The organism is Streptomyces sp. NPDC032721, from assembly GCF_055579625.1.
The window spans coordinates 118,156-134,944 of the sequence record NZ_JBVIMX010000011.1 but is presented as its reverse complement, the minus strand read 5'-3'; the positions used below and the strand labels follow the sequence as shown (position 1 = coordinate 134,944).

17 protein-coding genes are annotated in these 16,789 nt (G+C 71.5%); 9 read left to right on the top strand and 8 right to left on the bottom strand.

Going from position 1 to position 16,789, the window contains the following annotated elements:
• Nucleotides 1–55: 55 nt before the first annotated feature.
• The gene (locus tag ACZ5PB_RS23655; protein WP_468693713.1) at nt 56–1,744 is read left to right on the top strand and encodes a phospho-sugar mutase; all 1,689 of its coding nucleotides are present in this window, start codon (nt 56–58) and stop codon (nt 1,742–1,744) included.
• Nucleotides 1,745–1,912: 168 nt separating this feature from the next.
• Here ACZ5PB_RS23655 and ACZ5PB_RS23650 read toward each other — a convergent pair whose 3' ends face one another.
• Entirely contained in the window at nt 1,913–2,503 is a 591-nt protein-coding gene (locus ACZ5PB_RS23650) for a cysteine hydrolase family protein (RefSeq protein WP_468693712.1), read from the bottom strand.
• A gap of 154 nt (nt 2,504–2,657) precedes the next feature.
• On the opposite strand from ACZ5PB_RS23650, the gene ACZ5PB_RS23645 reads away from it, so the two are divergent.
• Nucleotides 2,658–3,683, top strand: a complete 1,026-nt coding sequence (locus tag ACZ5PB_RS23645) for a GlxA family transcriptional regulator (RefSeq protein ID WP_468693711.1) — start codon at nt 2,658–2,660, stop codon at nt 3,681–3,683.
• Between the two features lie 57 nt (nt 3,684–3,740).
• On the opposite strand, the gene ACZ5PB_RS23640 is transcribed toward ACZ5PB_RS23645, so the two are convergent.
• The 4 genes from ACZ5PB_RS23640 to deoC all read right to left on the bottom strand — a co-directional run bounded on the left by ACZ5PB_RS23640 (nt 3,741) and on the right by deoC (nt 8,533).
• Nucleotides 3,741–5,048, bottom strand: a complete 1,308-nt coding sequence (locus ACZ5PB_RS23640) for a papain-like cysteine protease family protein (protein WP_468693710.1) — start codon at nt 5,046–5,048, stop codon at nt 3,741–3,743.
• Nucleotides 5,049–5,237: 189 nt separating this feature from the next.
• The gene (locus tag ACZ5PB_RS23635) at nt 5,238–6,146 is read right to left on the bottom strand and encodes an aldehyde dehydrogenase family protein (protein ID WP_468693709.1); all 909 of its coding nucleotides are present in this window, start codon (nt 6,144–6,146) and stop codon (nt 5,238–5,240) included.
• Nucleotides 6,139–7,569: an aldehyde dehydrogenase family protein gene (locus tag ACZ5PB_RS23630; RefSeq protein ID WP_468693708.1), complete on the bottom strand. Its 1,431-nt coding sequence runs from the start codon at nt 7,567–7,569 to the stop codon at nt 6,139–6,141. Before ACZ5PB_RS23630 ends, ACZ5PB_RS23635 begins: the two co-directional genes overlap by 8 nt.
• A 1-nt stretch (nt 7,570) precedes the next feature.
• Entirely contained in the window at nt 7,571–8,533 is a 963-nt protein-coding gene (gene deoC, locus ACZ5PB_RS23625) for a deoxyribose-phosphate aldolase (protein WP_468693883.1), read from the bottom strand.
• A 158-nt stretch (nt 8,534–8,691) separates the two neighbouring features.
• Between deoC and ACZ5PB_RS23620 the strand changes: the two genes are divergently transcribed.
• Nucleotides 8,692–9,462 (top strand): PH domain-containing protein, encoded by a 771-nt coding sequence (locus ACZ5PB_RS23620; RefSeq protein ID WP_468693707.1) that lies wholly within the window; start codon nt 8,692–8,694, stop codon nt 9,460–9,462.
• Between the two features lie 32 nt (nt 9,463–9,494).
• Here the strand turns inward: ACZ5PB_RS23620 and ACZ5PB_RS23615 are convergent, their stop codons facing one another.
• Nucleotides 9,495–9,905, bottom strand: a complete 411-nt coding sequence (locus ACZ5PB_RS23615) for a hypothetical protein (RefSeq protein WP_468693706.1) — start codon at nt 9,903–9,905, stop codon at nt 9,495–9,497.
• 129 nt (nt 9,906–10,034) lie between these two features.
• Between ACZ5PB_RS23615 and ACZ5PB_RS23610 the strand changes: the two genes are divergently transcribed.
• Nucleotides 10,035–10,724: a uridine kinase family protein gene (locus tag ACZ5PB_RS23610; protein WP_468693705.1), complete on the top strand. Its 690-nt coding sequence runs from the start codon at nt 10,035–10,037 to the stop codon at nt 10,722–10,724.
• A gap of 270 nt (nt 10,725–10,994) precedes the next feature.
• Here the strand turns inward: ACZ5PB_RS23610 and ACZ5PB_RS23605 are convergent, their stop codons facing one another.
• Nucleotides 10,995–11,798, bottom strand: coding sequence for a SigE family RNA polymerase sigma factor (locus ACZ5PB_RS23605; RefSeq protein WP_468693704.1), 804 nt, complete (start codon nt 11,796–11,798; stop codon nt 10,995–10,997).
• A 549-nt stretch (nt 11,799–12,347) separates the two neighbouring features.
• On the opposite strand from ACZ5PB_RS23605, the gene afsQ1 reads away from it, so the two are divergent.
• The 5 genes from afsQ1 (at nt 12,348) to ACZ5PB_RS23580 (ending at nt 16,222) form a co-directional block, all read left to right on the top strand.
• Nucleotides 12,348–13,025 (top strand): two-component system response regulator AfsQ1, encoded by a 678-nt coding sequence (gene afsQ1, locus ACZ5PB_RS23600; protein ID WP_384358726.1) that lies wholly within the window; start codon nt 12,348–12,350, stop codon nt 13,023–13,025.
• On the top strand, nt 13,022–14,581 hold the full coding sequence (locus tag ACZ5PB_RS23595; RefSeq protein ID WP_468693703.1) for an ATP-binding protein: 1,560 nt from the start codon (nt 13,022–13,024) through the stop codon (nt 14,579–14,581). Before afsQ1 ends, ACZ5PB_RS23595 begins: the two co-directional genes overlap by 4 nt.
• Nucleotides 14,581–15,279 carry a hypothetical protein gene (locus tag ACZ5PB_RS23590; RefSeq protein WP_468693702.1) on the top strand — a complete coding sequence of 233 codons (699 nt, stop codon included), beginning with the start codon at nt 14,581–14,583 and terminating at the stop codon, nt 15,277–15,279. The genes ACZ5PB_RS23595 and ACZ5PB_RS23590 overlap by 1 nt, the downstream gene beginning before the upstream one ends.
• A gap of 79 nt (nt 15,280–15,358) precedes the next feature.
• Nucleotides 15,359–15,919, top strand: coding sequence for a VanZ family protein (locus ACZ5PB_RS23585; RefSeq protein WP_468693701.1), 561 nt, complete (start codon nt 15,359–15,361; stop codon nt 15,917–15,919).
• Nucleotides 15,920–16,021: 102 nt separating this feature from the next.
• A complete protein-coding gene (locus tag ACZ5PB_RS23580; protein ID WP_398417384.1) occupies nt 16,022–16,222 on the top strand; it encodes a PspC domain-containing protein in 201 nt (66 codons plus the stop codon).
• Between the two features lie 117 nt (nt 16,223–16,339).
• On the opposite strand, the gene ACZ5PB_RS23575 is transcribed toward ACZ5PB_RS23580, so the two are convergent.
• Nucleotides 16,340–16,693, bottom strand: coding sequence for an ATP-binding protein (locus tag ACZ5PB_RS23575; protein ID WP_468693700.1), 354 nt, complete (start codon nt 16,691–16,693; stop codon nt 16,340–16,342).
• Nucleotides 16,694–16,789 lie beyond the last annotated feature (96 nt).

Below are 16,789 nucleotides of genomic sequence, written 5' to 3'. Positions count from 1 at the left end.
CGATCCCTCCCCCCGATCTCACCGCCCGATCTCACCGCCCCCGAAAGGCGACCCCGTGACCCAGGACCCCACCTCGGCCCTCCTCGCCCGTGCCCGCGCCTGGCTCTCCGAGGACCCCGACCCCGAGACCCGCGACGAGCTCGCCAAGCTCATCGACACCGCCGCCGGTGACGCCGACGCCACGGCCGACCTCGCGGACCGCTTCTCCGGCACCCTCCAGTTCGGCACCGCCGGCCTGCGCGGCGAGCTCGGTGCCGGACCCATGCGGATGAACCGCGCCGTGGTCATCCGCGCCGCCGCCGGTCTCGCCTCGTACCTCAAGAAGCAGCCCGGCCACGCCCGTTCCACCGACGACCTGGTCGTCATCGGGTACGACGCCCGGTACAAGTCCGCCGACTTCGCGCGCGACACGGCGGCCGTGATGACCGGCGCCGGGCTGCGCGCCGCGGTGCTCTCCCGCCCGCTGCCCACCCCCGTACTGGCCTTCGCCATAAGGCACCTGGGCGCCGTCGCGGGCGTCGAGGTCACGGCCAGCCACAACCCGCCGCGCGACAACGGCTACAAGGTGTACCTGGGCGACGGCTCGCAGATCGTGCCGCCCGCCGACGCCGGGATCGCGGGCGAGATCGACGCCGTCGAGGCGCTGGCCGACGTACCGCGTCCCGAGGAGGGCTGGTTCGTCCTGGACGAGGAGGTGCTGGAGGCCTACCTCGCCCGTACGGACGCCGTCCTGACCGCCGGTTCCCCGCGCACCGCCCGCACCGTCTACACCGCGATGCACGGCGTCGGCAAGGACGTCCTGCTCGCCGCCTTCGCCCGCGCGGGCTTCCCCGCCCCGGTGCTGGTCGCCGAGCAGGCCGAGCCCGACCCGGACTTCCCCACCGTCGCCTTCCCCAACCCGGAGGAGCCCGGCGCGATGGACCTCGCCTTCGCGACGGCCCGCCGCACCGAGCCCGCCCCGGACCTGATCGTCGCCAACGACCCGGACGCCGACCGCTGCGCCGTGGCCGTCCCGGACGCGGCCGTCGAGGGCGGCTGGCGGATGCTGCGCGGCGACGAGGTGGGTGCGCTGCTGGCCGCCCGTATCGTCCGCAAGGGTGAGACGGAGGGCGTCTTCGCCGAGTCGATCGTCTCGTCCTCCCTGCTCGGCCGGATCGCCGAGAAGGCGGGCATCGGCTACGAGGAGACCCTGACCGGCTTCAAGTGGATCGCCCGCGTGGAGAACCTGCGTTACGGGTACGAGGAGGCGCTCGGCTACTGCGTCGACCCGGCCGGCGTGCGCGACAAGGACGGCATCACCGCCGCCCTGGCCATCACCGAGCTCGCCTCCGAGCTCAAGGAGGAGGGCCGCACCCTCCTCGACCTCCTCGACGACCTGGCCGTCACCCACGGCCTGCACGCCACCGACCAGCTCTCGGTGCGCGTCGAGGACCTGAGCATCATCGCCGACGCCATGGCGCGGCTGCGCGAGACGCCGCCCACCGCCCTCGCGGGCCTGGCGGTCACCTCGGCCGAGGACCTCAGCCGGGGTACGGAGTCGCTGCCGCCTACCGACGGTCTGCGCTACCACCTCGACGGTGCGCGGGTCATCGTGCGTCCGAGCGGCACCGAGCCCAAGCTGAAGTGCTACCTGGAGGTCGTCGTCCCGGTCGCGGACACGTCCGCGCTCCCGGCGGCGCGCGAGCGGGCGGCGGAGACGCTGGCCGCGATCAAGCGGGACCTGTCGGCGGCCGCCGGCATCTGACCGGCCCGTCCGGCCCCCTGTACGGGCCTCGTACAAGCCCCGTACGCACGACGAAAAGGGAGCGCAGCCCCGTGTCTGCGCTCCCTTTCTCATCCCCCGTTCCCCCGTGCTCCCCCGTGCCCCCCTCGTTCCCCCGTGGGCTTGTGCGGCGGGTGGTCCCTGGCCGGCTCAGACCAGTGACTTCCCGTCCGGTACGACGACGCCGTAGATGTCACCGATCGTGGCCAGCGCGCTGCGGTGCAGTTGCTCGGCGGACACCTCGCCCACCACGGAGGGCAGCGCCCGTGTCGCGCACGCGTCGGCGACGACGGTGGGACGGTTGCCGCGCAGGAAGGCGCCCTCGGCGGTGAACGTGACGCACATGTGCGTCATGAATCCGGCGATGATGACGTCCTCGTTGCCCGCCGCGTCGACGTGCTCGCCCAGGTCGGTGCCGAAGAAGCCGTTCGGGGCCGCCTTGACGACGACCGGCTCGCCCGCGACCGGGGCCACCCGCGGGTGGATCTGGCCGATCTCCGCGCGGATGTCGTACGGCGATCCCTGGCCGCTGTCGTGCATGACGTGGATGACGTGGGCCCCGGCTTCCCGGGCCCGGCCCAGGAGTTCGGCGGCGGAGTCGAGGGCGGCCTGCCAGCCTTCCAGCTCCATCACTCCGCCCACGTAGGTGTTCTGGTAGTCGACCAGGATCAGGGTCGAGCCGGCGAGCGTCGCAGGCGTCTCGTCCAGGCCGCTGAGGGTGCGCAGGGTGGTTCTGGGCATGGAGTACCGCCTCGGGAGGTGTGGTCGGGGGTTCCGTGACCGCCGTCACCGGCGAGCCACACTCACCACGCTACGAGCCTTCCCTCATGTCGGCAATGCCATCTAACATGCAGATACCGACATCGAGCTCGCCCCGTCGACCGCCGGAGACACCATGAGCCCCGCCAGTCCCACCGATGCCACCAGTGCCGTGCAACGTACCGTCGTCATCCTCCTCTTCGAGGGCGTCGACCTCCTCGACGTCACCGGCCCACCGGAGGTGTTCGCGCTCCTGCGAAGGGAGTTGGGGGACGCGTCGGCGGGCTACCGGGTCCTGCTGGCCGCGGAGACGACCGACCCCGTCACCACCTCGGCGGGCGTACGCATCCTCCCCGACGCCACTTTCGACGAGGTCGCCGCCCTCCCCATCGACACCCTGCTGGTGCCGGGCTCCGTGGACGTCGACACCAGCCAGCGGGTGCGCGCGCTCACCGACCCCCACATCGTCGCCTGGGTCAAGAAGCTCGCCGCCCGCTCCCGCCGCGTCACCTCCGTCTGCGTCGGCGCGCACCTGCTCGCCGCCGCCGGCCTCCTGGACGGCAAGCGGGCCACCACCCACTGGTCGACCGCCCAACAGCTCGCCGCGGAGCACCCGTTGATCGAGGTCGACCCGGACCCGATCTTCATCCGCGAGGGCAACGTATGGACCGGCGCCGGCATCAGCGCCTGCCTGGACCTCTCGCTCGCCCTGGTCGCCGACGACCACGGCGAGGCCGTCGCGATGAGCATCGCCCGTCAGCTGGTCATGTACCTCAAACGCCCCAGCGGCCAGAGCCAGTTCAGCGTTCCCCTCCAGCCGGTCACCACCACCCGCCGGATCGAGGACCTGCGCCTGCACATCATGGACAACATCGATCAGCCCCTGACCGTCGCCCACCTCGCCGCCCACGCCCACGTCGGCGACCGCCAGCTCACCCGCATCTTCAAGTCCGAACTCGGCATGACGCCCAGCGCGTACGTCGAATCGGTCCGCGTCGAACGCGCCCGCAACCAGCTCGAATCCACCGACGCCACCCTCGACCGCATCGCCACCACCTGCGGCTTCGGCACCACCGACACCCTCATCCGCGCCTTCCGCCGCACCCTGAACACCACCCCCACGGAATACCGCCACCGCTTCCGCGCCCACCCGGCGGCCTGACGACGCGGGAGGGGGTGCGGCCCCGGGGCCGCACCCCCTCCCGGTCGCTCCGGGCCCTCAGACCCCGGCGGTGCGCTTGACGCGCGAGACGTTCTTGACGCCGTGGTTCCAGCGGTACGAGTCGTTCTTGGTGTAGTAGCTGATCGGCGCCCAGTTGTAGCGGTTCGCCGTCATCCAGGGGTCGCCCCAGTAGAGGGACTCGGTGGCCTGGTCGTACCCGAAGATCAGTTGGGCGTGGCCGCCGCCGCTGGTCCACCTGATGCCGCTGTAGACCGGGCGCCCGGCGTCGATCTCCGTCTTGACCTGGTCGAAGGTGAGCGGCTTGGCGTACTGCTCGCCGGGGTTCACACCGGCGGCACGCAGGGCGGACTGCTCCTGGTTGAGGGTTCCGGGGTTGTTCTCGCAGGGCCAGTCGAGCAGCCAGGAGTCGGCGCTCTTGCCGTGGCCCATGTTGCAGAACTGGTTCTGGGTGAACTGCCGGCCCCAGAACTGGGCGAGGGTGGAGCCGCTGGCCGCCCAGCACCACTGGTCGTGCTCCTGCTTGCGCATCGCGATGGGCAGCAGCTTGGCGGTCTTGGAGCTGTCGCGCGCCTCGTCGAAGGTCATGCCGCCGCCGAGTCCCTCGGGCAGGACGGCGGAGCGCGGTGCGGGCAGTGCGGTGCGGGCGTCGGGGGCCTTGCCGGGGCCGACGTCGACCAGGACGGAGGTCAGCCGGTACTCGGAGTTCTTCAGTACGGTGCGGAAGTCGCCCCAGTTGTAGCGGGAGGCGGTGGGCCAGGAGTCGGCCCAGTAGATCCAGTTCTTGGCGGCGTTGTAGCCGTAGGCGACCAGGGTGTGGGTGACGTCGCTGCCCGGCGCCTCCAGGTGGCCGACGACGGGACGGCCCGCGTCGATCTCCTTGCGCAGCCGCTGGTAGCTGAAGTTGCTCGCGGACACCTTGCTGCCGGTGACCCCGGCCGTCTCCAGCGCGTCGCGGACGTCGCGGATGTCACCGCCGCGCCGGTCACAGTCCGCACCGGCGGCCTTCTTCACCGTGCCGTTGTTCTCGTACGAGTACGACGGGTGCTCGGCAGCCGTACGGCGGCACAGGTCCGCCTGGGAGACCGGCTTGCCGTAGTACCCGGCGACGGAGGCGGCCACCGCCACCCAGTCCCACGACGGGGTTTCCTGCGCCTGCTGCTCCAGCCGCAGCACCCGCGAGGACGCCCGGTCGGCCAGGGGCGCGTCGACCCACTTCTGACTGTGCTGCACGGGCTGCGGCGCGGGGTCACCGGCCGGGGAGGCAGCGACTGCCGCCGGGCTCAGCAGCGCGGCGGCGGTGGCGAGGGCGGCCGCGAACGCGGCGGCCCGTCTGGAGCTCTTCATCGAGGTCTCTTCCGTGAGGTTCCGTAACGAAAGTGATGAAACCTCACCAGATCCCCATTGAGCGGTACATGCTCGGCGGAAGCCCTCATCTTGGCCCGACCGGCCGACCTGCGAGCACGAGAAAGCCCCGCCTTCCCCCCGGCGGGGAGGGAAGGCGGGGCTTGTCGGCCTGTCAGGGCGTTGGGCCGGTCAGTACGCCGAGCCCGATGCGCCCAGGGAGCCCGTCGGGTGCCAGACCGTCTTGGTCTCCAGGAAGGCGATCAGGCGGTCCGTGCCCTGGGGGGCCGTCCAGTCGGGATCGGCCGACGGGCGCAGGACGCGCTTCAGGTTGTCGGCCGCGGCGATCTCCAGGTCGCGTGCCAGGTCGGAGCCCGCACCCGCGCCCGTGAGGTCGATGGCGTTGACGTCCTGGTGGGCGGCGAGCGAGGGGGCGATCTCGCCGGGCTTGCCGGTGAGGATGTTGACCACGCCGCCCGGGAGGTCGGAGGTGGCCAGGACCTCGCCCAGGGAGAGGGCGGGGAGCGGGGACTTCTCCGAGGCGATCACGACCGCCGTGTTACCGGTCGCGATGACCGGGGCGATCACCGAGATCAGCCCGAGGAAGGACGACTCCTGCGGGGCGACGACCGCCACCACACCCGTCGGCTCCGGGGTGGAGAGGTTGAAGAAGGGGCCCGCCACCGGGTTCCCGCCGCCCGCGATCTGGGCGATCTTGTCCGTCCAGCCCGCGTACCAGACCCAGCGGTCGACGGCCGCGTCGACGACCGCCGCCGACTTGGACTTCGAGAGGCCCTCGGCCTCGGCGACCTCGCGGACGAACTGGTCGCGGCGGCCTTCGAGCATCTCGGCGACGCGGTAGAGGACCTGGCCGCGGTTGTACGCCGTCGCGCCCGCCCAGCCGCCGAAGGCCTTGCGGGCCGCGACGACCGCGTCACGGGCGTCCTTGCGGGAGGCGAGGGGGGCATTGGCCAGCCAGTTGCCCTTGCTGTCGCTCACTTCGTACACCCGGCCGCTCTCGGAACGGGGGAACTTGCCCCCGACGTACAGCTTGTAGGTCTTGAAAACGCTCAGGCGCTTCACGTCGGTCGACTCAGACATCGAGGTACGCCTCCAGGCCGTGGCGACCGCCCTCGCGGCCGTAACCCGACTCCTTGTAGCCGCCGAACGGCGACGTGGGGTCGAACTTGTTGAATGTGTTGGCCCAGACGACGCCCGCCCGGAGCTTGTTCGCGACCGCGAGGATGCGCGAGCCCTTCTCCGTCCAGATGCCGGCGGAGAGGCCGTACTGCGTGTTGTTGGCCTTGGCGACGGCCTCGTCGGGCGTACGGAAGGACAGGACCGACAGGACCGGGCCGAAGATCTCGTCCCGCGCCACCGTGTGCGCCTGGGTGACGTTCGTGAAGAGCGTCGGGGCGAACCAGTAGCCGGAGGACGGGAGTTCGCACGGGGCGGACCAGCGCTCGGCGCCCTCCGACTCGCCCTGGTCGGCGAGCGCGGTGATCCGGGCGAGCTGCTCGGCGGAGTTGATCGCGCCGATGTCGGTGTTCTTGTCGAGCGGGTCGCCCAGGCGGAGCGTGGACAGACGGCGCTTCAGCGCGTCGAGCAGCTCGTCCTGGATCGACTCCTGGACCAGCAGGCGCGAGCCCGCGCAGCAGACCTGGCCCTGGTTGAAGAAGATGCCGGTGACGATGCCCTCGACGGCCTGGTCGATGGGGGCGTCGTCGAAGACGATGTTGGCGCCCTTGCCGCCCAGTTCGAGGGTGACCTTCTTGCTCGTGCCCGCGACGGAGCGGGCGATGGCCTTGCCGACGGCGGTCGAGCCCGTGAAGGCGACCTTGTTGACGTCGGGGTGGTTGACCAGGGCCGCGCCGGTGGAGCCATCACCCGTGATGATGTTGACGACGCCCCGAGGGAGCCCTGCCTGACGGCAGATGTCCGCGAAGAAGAGCGCCGAGAGCGGGGTGGTCTCCGCCGGCTTCAGTACGACCGTGTTGCCGGTGGCGAGCGCCGGGGCGATCTTCCAGGCCAGCATCAGGAGCGGGAAGTTCCAGGGGATGACCTGGCCCGCGACGCCCAGCGGGCGGGGGTTGGCGCCGTAGCCCGCGTGGTCGAGCTTGTCGGCCCAGCCCGCGTAGTAGAAGAAGTGGGCGGCGACCAGGGGGAGGTCGGCGTCGCGGGTCTCCTTGATCGGCTTGCCGTTGTCCAGAGTCTCCAGGACGGCCAGCTCGCGCGAGCGCTCCTGGATGATGCGGGCGATGCGGAAGAGGTACTTGGCGCGCTCCGAGCCGGGCAGCGCAGACCACTTCTCGAACGCCTTCCGAGCCGCCTTCACGGCCCGGTCGACGTCTGCTTCACCGGCCTGCGTGTACTCCGACAGCACCTCTTCGGTGGACGGACTGACCGTCTTGTTTAGACCCTCACCCGAGCCTTCGACGAACTCTCCGTCGATGAACAGTCCGTAAGACGGTGCGATGTCAACGACCGCACGCGACTCCAGAGCTGGCGCGTACTCGAATGCCATTTCAGTCCACCGTAACGTAGTCAGGGCCGGAGTATCGGCCGGTGCTGAGCTTCTGACGCTGCATCAGCAGGTCGTTGAGGAGGCTGGAGGCGCCGAAGCGGAACCAGTGGTTGTCCAGCCAGTCCGCGCCCACGGTCTCGTTCACCAGCACCAGGAACTTGATCGCGTCCTTGGTGGTACGGATGCCGCCGGCCGGCTTCACACCGATCTGGATGCCCGTCTGCGCGCGGAAGTCCCGTACCGCTTCGAGCATCAGGAGGGTGTTGGGGGGCGTGGCGTTGACCGCCACCTTGCCCGTGGAGGTCTTGATGAAGTCCGCGCCGGCCATCATGCCGAGCCAGGAGGCGCGGCGGATGTTGTCGTACGTGGACAGTTCGCCGGTCTCGAAGATGACCTTGAGGCGGGCCTTGTCCCCGCACTCCGCCTTCACGGCGACGATCTCCTCGTAGACCTTGAGGTAGTGCCCGGCGAGGAAGGCTCCCCGGTCGATCACCATGTCGATCTCGTCCGCGCCCGCCTCGACGGCGTCACGCACGTCCGCCAGCTTGACCGGGAGGGCGGCGCGGCCCGCCGGGAACGCGGTCGCGACGGACGCGACCTTGATCCCCGTACCGGCCAGGGCCTCCTTGGCGGTGGCGGCCATGTCGGGATACACGCAGATCGCGGCGACCGTGGGGGTCGTGCGGTCGGTGGGGTCCGGGTGGGCGCCCTTGGCGCACAGCGCCCGGACCTTGCCGGGGGTGTCCGCGCCTTCGAGCGTGGTCAGGTCGATCATCGAGATGGCCAGGTCGATGGCGTACGCCTTGGCCGTGGTCTTGATCGAGCGCGTACCGAGCGCGGCGGCGCGAGCCTCCAGGCCCACGGCGTCGACGCCGGGCAGCCCGTGCAGGAAGCGGCGCAGTGCGCTGTCGGACGCGGTCGCGTCGACAAATGCGGATGCGGGAGCGGATGCGGAGAGGGGCATGGTCACCACTGGAGCATATCTACGCGCGTAGCGGCCTGTACAGCCTGAGAACGGAAGGGATCGCAAGAGCGGTGGAAGAGGTGGCCGGGGGACGGCCCGGGAACCGGTCGGGGATGCCCTGACCCGCCCTTGAACCGGCGTCGGGCAGAATCGGGCGCATGACAAGCACCGGCCCCTCTCCCGCCGCCGACGGCCCCGACGAGTCGAAGGGCGCCCCGAAGGACGCGCCGACGGACGAAACGGCGGCCGAAACGGCGGACGCGCCGACGGACAAGACGACGGACCGGACGGCCGGCAGGACGGCGGACAAGGCGGCGGACGGTACGACCGTCTACGCCGACCGGGTCTTCCGTTCCGGCGCCAATGTCTTCTGGGGCGTCCTGATGCTCGCGGTCGCGGCCTGGCTCGCGGTGGACGCGATGCTCAAGAGCGAGGCGCGGACGGTGTGGACGGTTCTGGCGGGGCTGCTGTTCGCGGTGCCGCTGGTGGTCGCGTTCCTGGTGCGCCCTGCGGTGTACGCGAACGACGACCGGCTGCGGATCCGCAACCCGTTCCGGACGATCGTGCTGCCCTGGTCGGTCGTGGACGCGGTCCGCACCGGTTACTCCAGCGAGGTCCTGGCCGACGGCGCCAAGTACCAGCTGTGGGCCGTGCCCGTCTCGCTCCGGCAGCGGAAGAAGGCGGTCCGCAACCAGGCGAGGGCCGCCGCCGCGGACGACCCCAGCAACAGCCGTACGTCCCTGGGGCGGGCCCCCTCGACGAGCCACCTGGCCGCGAGCGACCAGACTGTCCGCGACCTCCAGGAGCTCGCCGAGACGAACGCGACCCGGCCGGGCGCACAGGGCAAGGCCTCGGTCCGCTGGGCGTTCGAGGTCATCGCCCCGTGCGTGGTGGGCCTGATCGCCCTGATCGTGCTCCTGGCGTCCTAGCGGCCCGGGCGCGGCGGCGGGGCCGGGAGCTCTCAGCCCGGCAGCAGGTTCGCGACCTCGCTCGCGACCGGGAGGTCCTTCAGCGCGCCCCCGCTCGCCAGCGCGCCCGTGGCGGCGCTCGTGGAGACCGGCTTGAAGTCGGCCACCTGGGTGCCGACCGTGTTGTTCAGGGGGTCCACGTCCGTGCCCGCCAGCGGGTCCAGGCGCAGGCTCTGGGCCGGGCCGAGGCCGGCGGCCGCGGAGTGCTTGAGCGCGTCGGTGAGGGCCTCGCCCGGCGTCGTACCGACGTCGTCGATGGTCTGGCCGACCCCGGCCAGGGGAACGGCCGGAGCCGCCTGGGCCGCTCCGGCTCCGGCCGCGAGGGCCGCACCGACCGCGGTCACGGTGAGACCGGCCTGGAGCAGAGCGCGGCGCGGAGGCCTGGGGGCTGAGTGACGTGCCATGTGGTGGGCTACCCATCTGCGATCGGGGGTGATCAGTCGGGTACGCAGCGTAGTTGAGACGGGCGGGATGAGGTCTGCGACATCGCCCGGGGAGACCGGCAGGGTGACCATGCCGCACACTTGTCTCCCGTGAGCTCATCTCCCATACCTGCCCGCGTCGTCCTCCTCGCAGGGCCCTCCGGCTCCGGAAAGTCCTCCCTCGCCGCGCGGGCGGGCCTGCCCGTGCTGCGGCTCGACGACTTCTACAAGGAGTGCGACGACCCGACGCTGCCGCAGGTGCCGGGCTCCACGGACATCGACTGGGACTCACCGCTGTCGTGGGACGCGGACGAGGCGGTCGCCGCCATCGAACAGCTCTGCCGGACCGGTCGTACGACCGTGCCGGTGTACGACATCGCCACCAGCTCACGGGTGGACGAGGAGGCGCTCGACATCGAGCGCACGCCCCTGTTCATCGCGGAGGGCATCTTCGCGGCGGACATCGTGGCGCGCTGCCGGGACCTGGGGGTGCTGGCGGACGCGCTGTGTCTGCGGGGGCGTCCTTCGACCACTTTCCGGCGGCGGCTCGCCCGGGACCTGCGGGAGGGGCGCAAGTCGGTGCTGTTCCTGCTGCGGCGGGGGTGGCGGCTGATGCGGGCGGAGCGGGGCATCGTGGCGCGGCAGGCGGCGCTGGGGGCGCATCCGTGCGGCAAGGACGAGGCACTGGGACGGCTGGCCGCGGCGGCAGCCGGGCGGTGTCCCGGGGCGGCGCGCCCCGGAGCGGCCGTCCCGGCGGGCAAGCCGGCGCCTGCGGTCAACGCGGCAGACCCTGCGGCGTAGCGCGCCCGGAAGCCGCGTGGCACACGTGGAAGCGACGTGACGCGCATGGAAGCCGCGTACCGCGCGACGAATCGGCGTATCGCGCACGAAGCACCGCACCCGAGAACGGCACGGCGCACGCGAAAAGCGGGACCTCGTCAGACCCCCCGGCCGACGTGGTCCCGCTCCGCTTCCCCCGTGTTCCCCCGTGCTACCGCCGTCTCCCCCGACACGGCGGTTCCCCCGTGACCCGGGGACGACCAGCTCTCGTCCCCGAGCACCTCACGCCCTTCAGGCGACCAGCTCGCCGAAGGACTCTTCCTCGTCACGGCCGAAGCTGAGGACCTCGTCCTCGCGCAGCCGGCGGAGCGACCGCCAGATGCTGGACTTCACCGTGCCGACACTGATGTCGAGGATGTCCGCGATCTCGGGATCGGTGCGGCCCTCGTAGTAGCGCAGGACGAGCATCGTGCGCTGGAGTTCGGGGAGGCGGGCCAGGGCCTGCCACAGGACGGCGCGCAGTTCGGTGCCGCGCATGGCGTCCGTGTCGAGAGCCGTCTCCGGCAGCTCCTCCGTCGGGTACTCGTTCAGCTTGCGGCGGCGCCACTGGCTGATGTGCAGGTTGGTCATGGTGCGGCGGAGGTAGCCCCCGACCGCGGCCTTGTCGCTGATCCTGTCCCAGGCGCGGTACGTCGAGAAGAGGGCGCTCTGCAGCAGGTCCTCGGCCTCGAAGCGGTCGCCGGTCAGGTGGTATGCGGTCGCGTACAGGGAGGCGCGGCGCTCCTGGACGTAGGCGGTGAACTCCGCCTCCGCCGCAGTGGCGTGTGCCCGCTCCCCCGAGCCCTCCCCGTACGTCACCGGCTGTGCTGCCGACGCTCCCCCGAGCGTCCCCCCGGCAGCTTCCCCGTTCCCCCCGGTGTTCCCCCCCGGCACGTCGACGACCGTCATGTACGTGTTGTACGCAGACGACCGCTGACGCCCGGTGCCACGACCGCACCCCCGCCCGGTCACAGCACCGGACTTCTCGATGCTCCGTACGACGTCGTGGAGACGCGTGACAACTGCGCTTGAGTTGGTGCTGTGCAGTGCGTTCATCTCGCGCCCCCCGTCGGTGGAGTCCGTATCGGTCCGTGTGCAGAAGACTTTGCCCGCGCAGTTTCATCGCGGTGTCCGTCGACTGTCACAGCCGCGTCACAGGGCCCGGATCACCCTCAAGAAAGAACCGGAACCAGCCGTTCATACCGCCCACGACCTCCACCCGGCACACCCCGCCCAGCCCCCAACACCGCCCCGAACCCCGGACCCCGCACCGGCCGGGGGTCCGGGGGTTGCCCCCGGGCAGACACAGCATCGCGGTGTCCGTCGACTGTCACAGCCCCCACCCCAGGCGCTGAATTGCCCCCGACAAAGAACCGGAACCAGCCGTTCATACCGCCCACGACCTCCACCCGACACACACCGCCCAGCCCCCGGACAGGCACAGCGACACGGTGTCCGGCGAGTGTCACAAGGCCGTTCCCGGCGGCGGATTGACCTCTGGGAGGAAGCGGAACGGGGCGTTCGTACCGGCTGCGACATGGGGTTCGGGCGATGGGAGCGCTCCAACTGTCGAACTCGTACGCCCCCATGGGCCAGAATGAGCGGGTGCCCTTCCTGTTGCTGATCGAGGACGACGACGCCATCCGTACGGCGCTTGAGCTGTCGCTCACGCGCCAGGGACACCGTGTTGCCACGGCGGCAACCGGTGAGGACGGTCTGAAGCTGCTGCGCGAACAGCGGCCCGATCTGATCGTGCTGGATGTGATGCTGCCCGGAATCGATGGTTTCGAGGTGTGCCGGCGGATCAGACGGACCGACCAACTCCCCATCATCCTGCTGACCGCACGCAGTGACGACATCGATGTGGTGGTCGGTCTTGAGTCCGGTGCGGACGACTACGTGGTCAAGCCGGTGCAGGGGCGGGTGCTCGACGCGCGGATCCGGGCCGTGCTGCGGCGCGGTGAGCGGGAGGCCAACGACGCGGCGGCGTTCGGCTCGCTGGTGATCGACCGGTCCGCGATGACCGTAACGAAGAACGGCGAGGACCTGCAGCTGACGCCGACCGAGCTGAGGCTGCTGCTCGAACTGAGCCGGCGGCCCGGACAGGCGCTCTCCCGGCAGCAGTTGCTGCGGCTGGTGTGGGAGCACGACTACCTCGGCGACTCCCGGCTGGTCGACGCGTGCGTGCAGCGGCTGCGCGCGAAGGTGGAGGACGTACCGTCCTCGCCGACGCTGATCCGTACGGTCCGGGGCGTCGGCTACCGGCTGGACTCGCCTTCGTGAGTACGCGGGTGAAGCGCGCCCTGATCGCCGGGCTGCGCTGGACCAGCCTGCGGCTGCGGCTCGTGGTGGTGTTCGCGCTGGTGGCGCTGACGGCGGCGGTGTCGGTGGCCGGGATCGCGTACTGGCTCAACCGGGAAGCCGTCCTGACCCGCACCCAGGACAGCGCCCTCAACGACTTCCGCCAGTCCATGCAGAGCCGGGTGGCCACCCTCCCGCTCCAGCCCACCCAGTCCGAACTCCAGAGCGCCGCCGAGCAGATGGCGGCGATGAGCAGCAGCCCCGGCTACAGCGTGCTGCTGGTGGGCAGCACGGACGGCGGCAAGCCGGTGGTCGGCTACTCGGACCTGGACGCCTTCACCCTGGACGACGTACCGGCGAAGCTTCAGGAGCAGGTGAACCGGGCGCAGCCGGTCACGGCGGGCAACGCCTACCCGTACCACCTGTTCTGGGTGCGTACGAAGCTGCACGGCGGGACCCCCTACCTGGTGGGCGGGGCCAAGGTGATCGGCGGCGGGCCGACCGGTTACATGCTGACCTCGCTGGGGCAGGAGCGGGACGACCTGAATTCGCTGGCCTGGTCGCTGGGGATCGCGACGGGGCTGGCGCTGCTGGGGTCCGCGCTGCTCGCGCAGGCCGCCGCCACGACCGTACTGAAACCCGTGCAGCGGCTGGGGGACGCCGCCCGCAGGCTGGGCGAGGGCAAGCTGGACACCCGGCTGCGGGTGTCCGGCACCGACGAACTGGCCGATCTCTCGCGGACGTTCAACCGGACGGCCGCCCAGCTGGAGAAGAAGGTCGCCGACATGAGTGCGCGCGAGGAGGCGAGCCGCCGCTTCGTCGCCGACATGTCGCACGAGCTGCGCACCCCGCTGACCGCGATCACGGCGGTCGCCGAGGTGCTGGAGGACGAGGCGGACAGCCTCGACCCGATGATCGCGCCCGCCGTGCACCTGGTGGTGAGCGAGACGCGCAGGCTCAACGACCTGGTCGAGAATCTGATGGAGGTCACGCGTTTCGACGCGGGGACGGCCCGTCTGGTGCTGGACGACGTGGACGTGGTCGACCAGGTGACCGCCTGTCTGGACGCGCGGGCCTGGCTGGACGCCGTCGAGCTCGACGCGGAGCGCGGGCTGATGGTGCGGCTCGACCCGCGCCGGCTGGACGTCATCCTGGCCAACCTGGTCGGCAACGCGCTCAAGCACGGCGGATCGCCGGTGGGGGTGTCGGTGCGGGCCGTGGACGGTGAGCTGGTGATCGAGGTACGTGACCACGGCCCCGGCATCCCGTCCGACGTCCTGCCGCACGTCTTCGACCGCTTCTACAAGGCGAGCGCCTCGCGCCCGCGCTCCGAGGGCAGCGGGCTCGGCCTGTCGATCGCCATGGAGAACGCGCTGATCCACGGCGGCACCATCACCGCCGCGAACTCCCTGGAGGGCGGCGCGGTGTTCACGCTGCGGCTGCCCAGGGACGTGTCGCCGGAGGAGCCCGGCGAGGGCGACGACAGCGGTGCCGGCGACGGTGCAGCCGCCCACGGCCCGGTTCGGGAGGAGACCTGATGACCGCGTCGGCCGCGAAAGCCCTGTCCGTACGACGGCGGACCGCCGCCGCCCTCGCCGCGCTCGGCGCCCTCGCGGGCACGGTGGCCGGGTGCGGGATCCGCAGCACGCAGGTGCCGGTGGACGCGGGCGCCGCGCCGTCCCGGGTGTCCTGCGACGTGCCCGGAGTGACGGCCGCCGACCGTCCCGAGGCGGGCACCACGGTGCGGGTCTTCCTGGTCTGCGGGGCCGGCCTGGTCTCCGTACAGCGGGTGGTGAACGTGTCCGCCGAGAAGATGGCGGCGGACCGGATGCTGGCCGCGCGGGCGCTCCTCGACGAGCTGCGGGAGGAGCCCTCCGAGCAGGAGGAGCAGGCCGGTTTCAGTACGGACGTACGGGGGTCGCTGACGGTGTCCGGGCCCCGGAAGGGCGATCCGGCCCAGTCCCTGCGGCTCAGCCGCCAGCCCGACGACCTGCCGCCGCACGCGCTGGCCCAGATCGTCTGTACGTACTCGGGGAGCGCGGCGGACGACGGCGGGGGCTCGGTGGAGCTGGGCGGCCCTTCGGACGACCCGCCGCGCAAGTACCAGTGCACGGCGGCACTGAAGGCGCGGCCCGAGGGGGTGCCGACGCTCGGTGACCTGCGCCCGACGGCGTCGGCCGCCTCGGCGACGGGGGCACCCGTCGAGCCTTCCGGGTCGGCGCCGCGGCTGCCCTGAGGGGCCCTCGGGGTGAACCTTCCGGGTCCACTTCGGTCCGCGGGGAACCGATCCGCGCACGCCCCGCGTCTTGGGGGGCGTGCGTCCAGGTCCGAGCAGCAGTGCCGTCATCCGCTTCCGCGTGACGGGGAGTCTTCTCCTCCTCGCGCATCTCGTGCTCGTCGCCTGGGTGACCCTGCGTCCCCTCGACGACGTGCTCTGGGTGACCGCACCCAATCTCCAGCCGCTGGCCGGCATCCGCGCCGACCTGGCGCTGGGCCCCGTGGAGGCGGCCCGCCGGATCGGTGAGGGGCTGCTGCTGCTCGCGCCGCTGGGGGTGCTGCTGCCGATGGCGGGCGGGCGGCTGAACGCGACGCCGTTCGTCTCCCTGCTCCGTACGGTGTCCGCCGGGGCGATGCTGTCGCTCGGCATCGAGCTGTGGCAGACCGGGGTGCCCGGCCAGGTCGTGGACATCGACTCGCTGCTGCTGAACACGGTCGGGGTGGCGCTCGCCCACCTCGCCGTCGTACCCCTGTCGCGGGCCCGGCTGCGGCGCAGGTGGGCGGCGTCCCGTACTCGGGTAGGGGGTGCTCCCCTCACTGAGGGCGAGACGAGGGTAGGGGCTACCCCGAGTATTTCCAGGGTCGGCGTCGCCCCGTAGAGCGATGCCGGTCAGGGCGTTGCCGAGGGAGTATGGAAGACATCGGGAGCCCGCTACGGAGGTTCCCCCACTGAGCCTCTGATGCTCGCGAAGGAGCCCGCCATGACCGCACTTGTCCGCCCCCGCGACGGCCGTGTGATCGGCGGAGTGTGCGCAGCGCTGGCACGGCGCTTCGGCACCTCCGCGACCACGATGCGCGTGATCTTCCTGGCCTCGTGCCTGCTGCCGGGACCCCAGTTCCTGATCTACCTCGGACTGTGGGTCTTCCTGCCGGGCGAGAAGACGGCGAAGACCGCCTGGTAACCGTCCGTACTCGATGTGTGCGTATGCGATACGTGCGTACGCGATACGTGAAAGGGGCGCGCCTCCCGGTCCGGGAGGTGCGCCCCTTTCGCGTGCTCGGCTCGGCGGGCCGGTGGATCAGCCGCCGAGGCCCGGGACCGCGCCGGTGGGCAGGCCCTTGGTGGGCAGACCGCCCAGGAGGCCGCTGACCGGGTCCGCCTTGTCACCGGTGGGGAGGGCCTGCGCGGCGGCGGTGGGGGCGGTCGCGGCGCTCTTGCCGAGGGCGTCCTTGCCGGCGCTCAGGGCCTCGGGGGCACCCGGGAGGGCCTTGGTGGCCTGGTCGACCGGGAGGGCCGAGGTGACGGCGCTGAGGGCGCCGGCCGCGTCCGGTACGGCGGGGACGGCCGCGGCACTGGCCGAACCTGCGGCGGCGGCGACGAAGGCCGCGCCGAGGGCGGCGGTACCGAGGGTCTTGGCAGAGAGCTGCTTCATGAAAACAACGTCCTCAGAAATGGGGGGGGAAGTGAGCGGCTCTGCAAGCTAGTCAGAGCGCCAGGGGCCCCGCAAACACCACTCAGCGGCCGGGAG

Coding starts and splice junctions, on each gene's coding strand:
- ACZ5PB_RS23640 (WP_468693710.1), bottom strand. CDS start 5,048: ATGAAGAGCTCCAGACGGGCCGCCGCGTTCGCGGCCGCCCTCGCCACC.
- ACZ5PB_RS23575 (WP_468693700.1), bottom strand. CDS start 16,693: ATGAAGCAGCTCTCTGCCAAGACCCTCGGTACCGCCGCCCTCGGCGCG.
- ACZ5PB_RS23615 (WP_468693706.1), bottom strand. CDS start 9,905: ATGGCACGTCACTCAGCCCCCAGGCCTCCGCGCCGCGCTCTGCTCCAG.
- ACZ5PB_RS23620 (WP_468693707.1), top strand. CDS start 8,692: ATGACAAGCACCGGCCCCTCTCCCGCCGCCGACGGCCCCGACGAGTCG.
- ACZ5PB_RS23590 (WP_468693702.1), top strand. CDS start 14,581: ATGACCGCGTCGGCCGCGAAAGCCCTGTCCGTACGACGGCGGACCGCC.
- ACZ5PB_RS23630 (WP_468693708.1), bottom strand. CDS start 7,569: ATGGCATTCGAGTACGCGCCAGCTCTGGAGTCGCGTGCGGTCGTTGAC.
- ACZ5PB_RS23650 (WP_468693712.1), bottom strand. CDS start 2,503: ATGCCCAGAACCACCCTGCGCACCCTCAGCGGCCTGGACGAGACGCCT.
- ACZ5PB_RS23580 (WP_398417384.1), top strand. CDS start 16,022: ATGACCGCACTTGTCCGCCCCCGCGACGGCCGTGTGATCGGCGGAGTG.
- ACZ5PB_RS23645 (WP_468693711.1), top strand. CDS start 2,658: ATGAGCCCCGCCAGTCCCACCGATGCCACCAGTGCCGTGCAACGTACC.
- ACZ5PB_RS23635 (WP_468693709.1), bottom strand. CDS start 6,146: ATGTCTGAGTCGACCGACGTGAAGCGCCTGAGCGTTTTCAAGACCTAC.
- deoC (WP_468693883.1), bottom strand. CDS start 8,533: ATGCCCCTCTCCGCATCCGCTCCCGCATCCGCATTTGTCGACGCGACC.
- ACZ5PB_RS23605 (WP_468693704.1), bottom strand. CDS start 11,798: ATGAACGCACTGCACAGCACCAACTCAAGCGCAGTTGTCACGCGTCTC.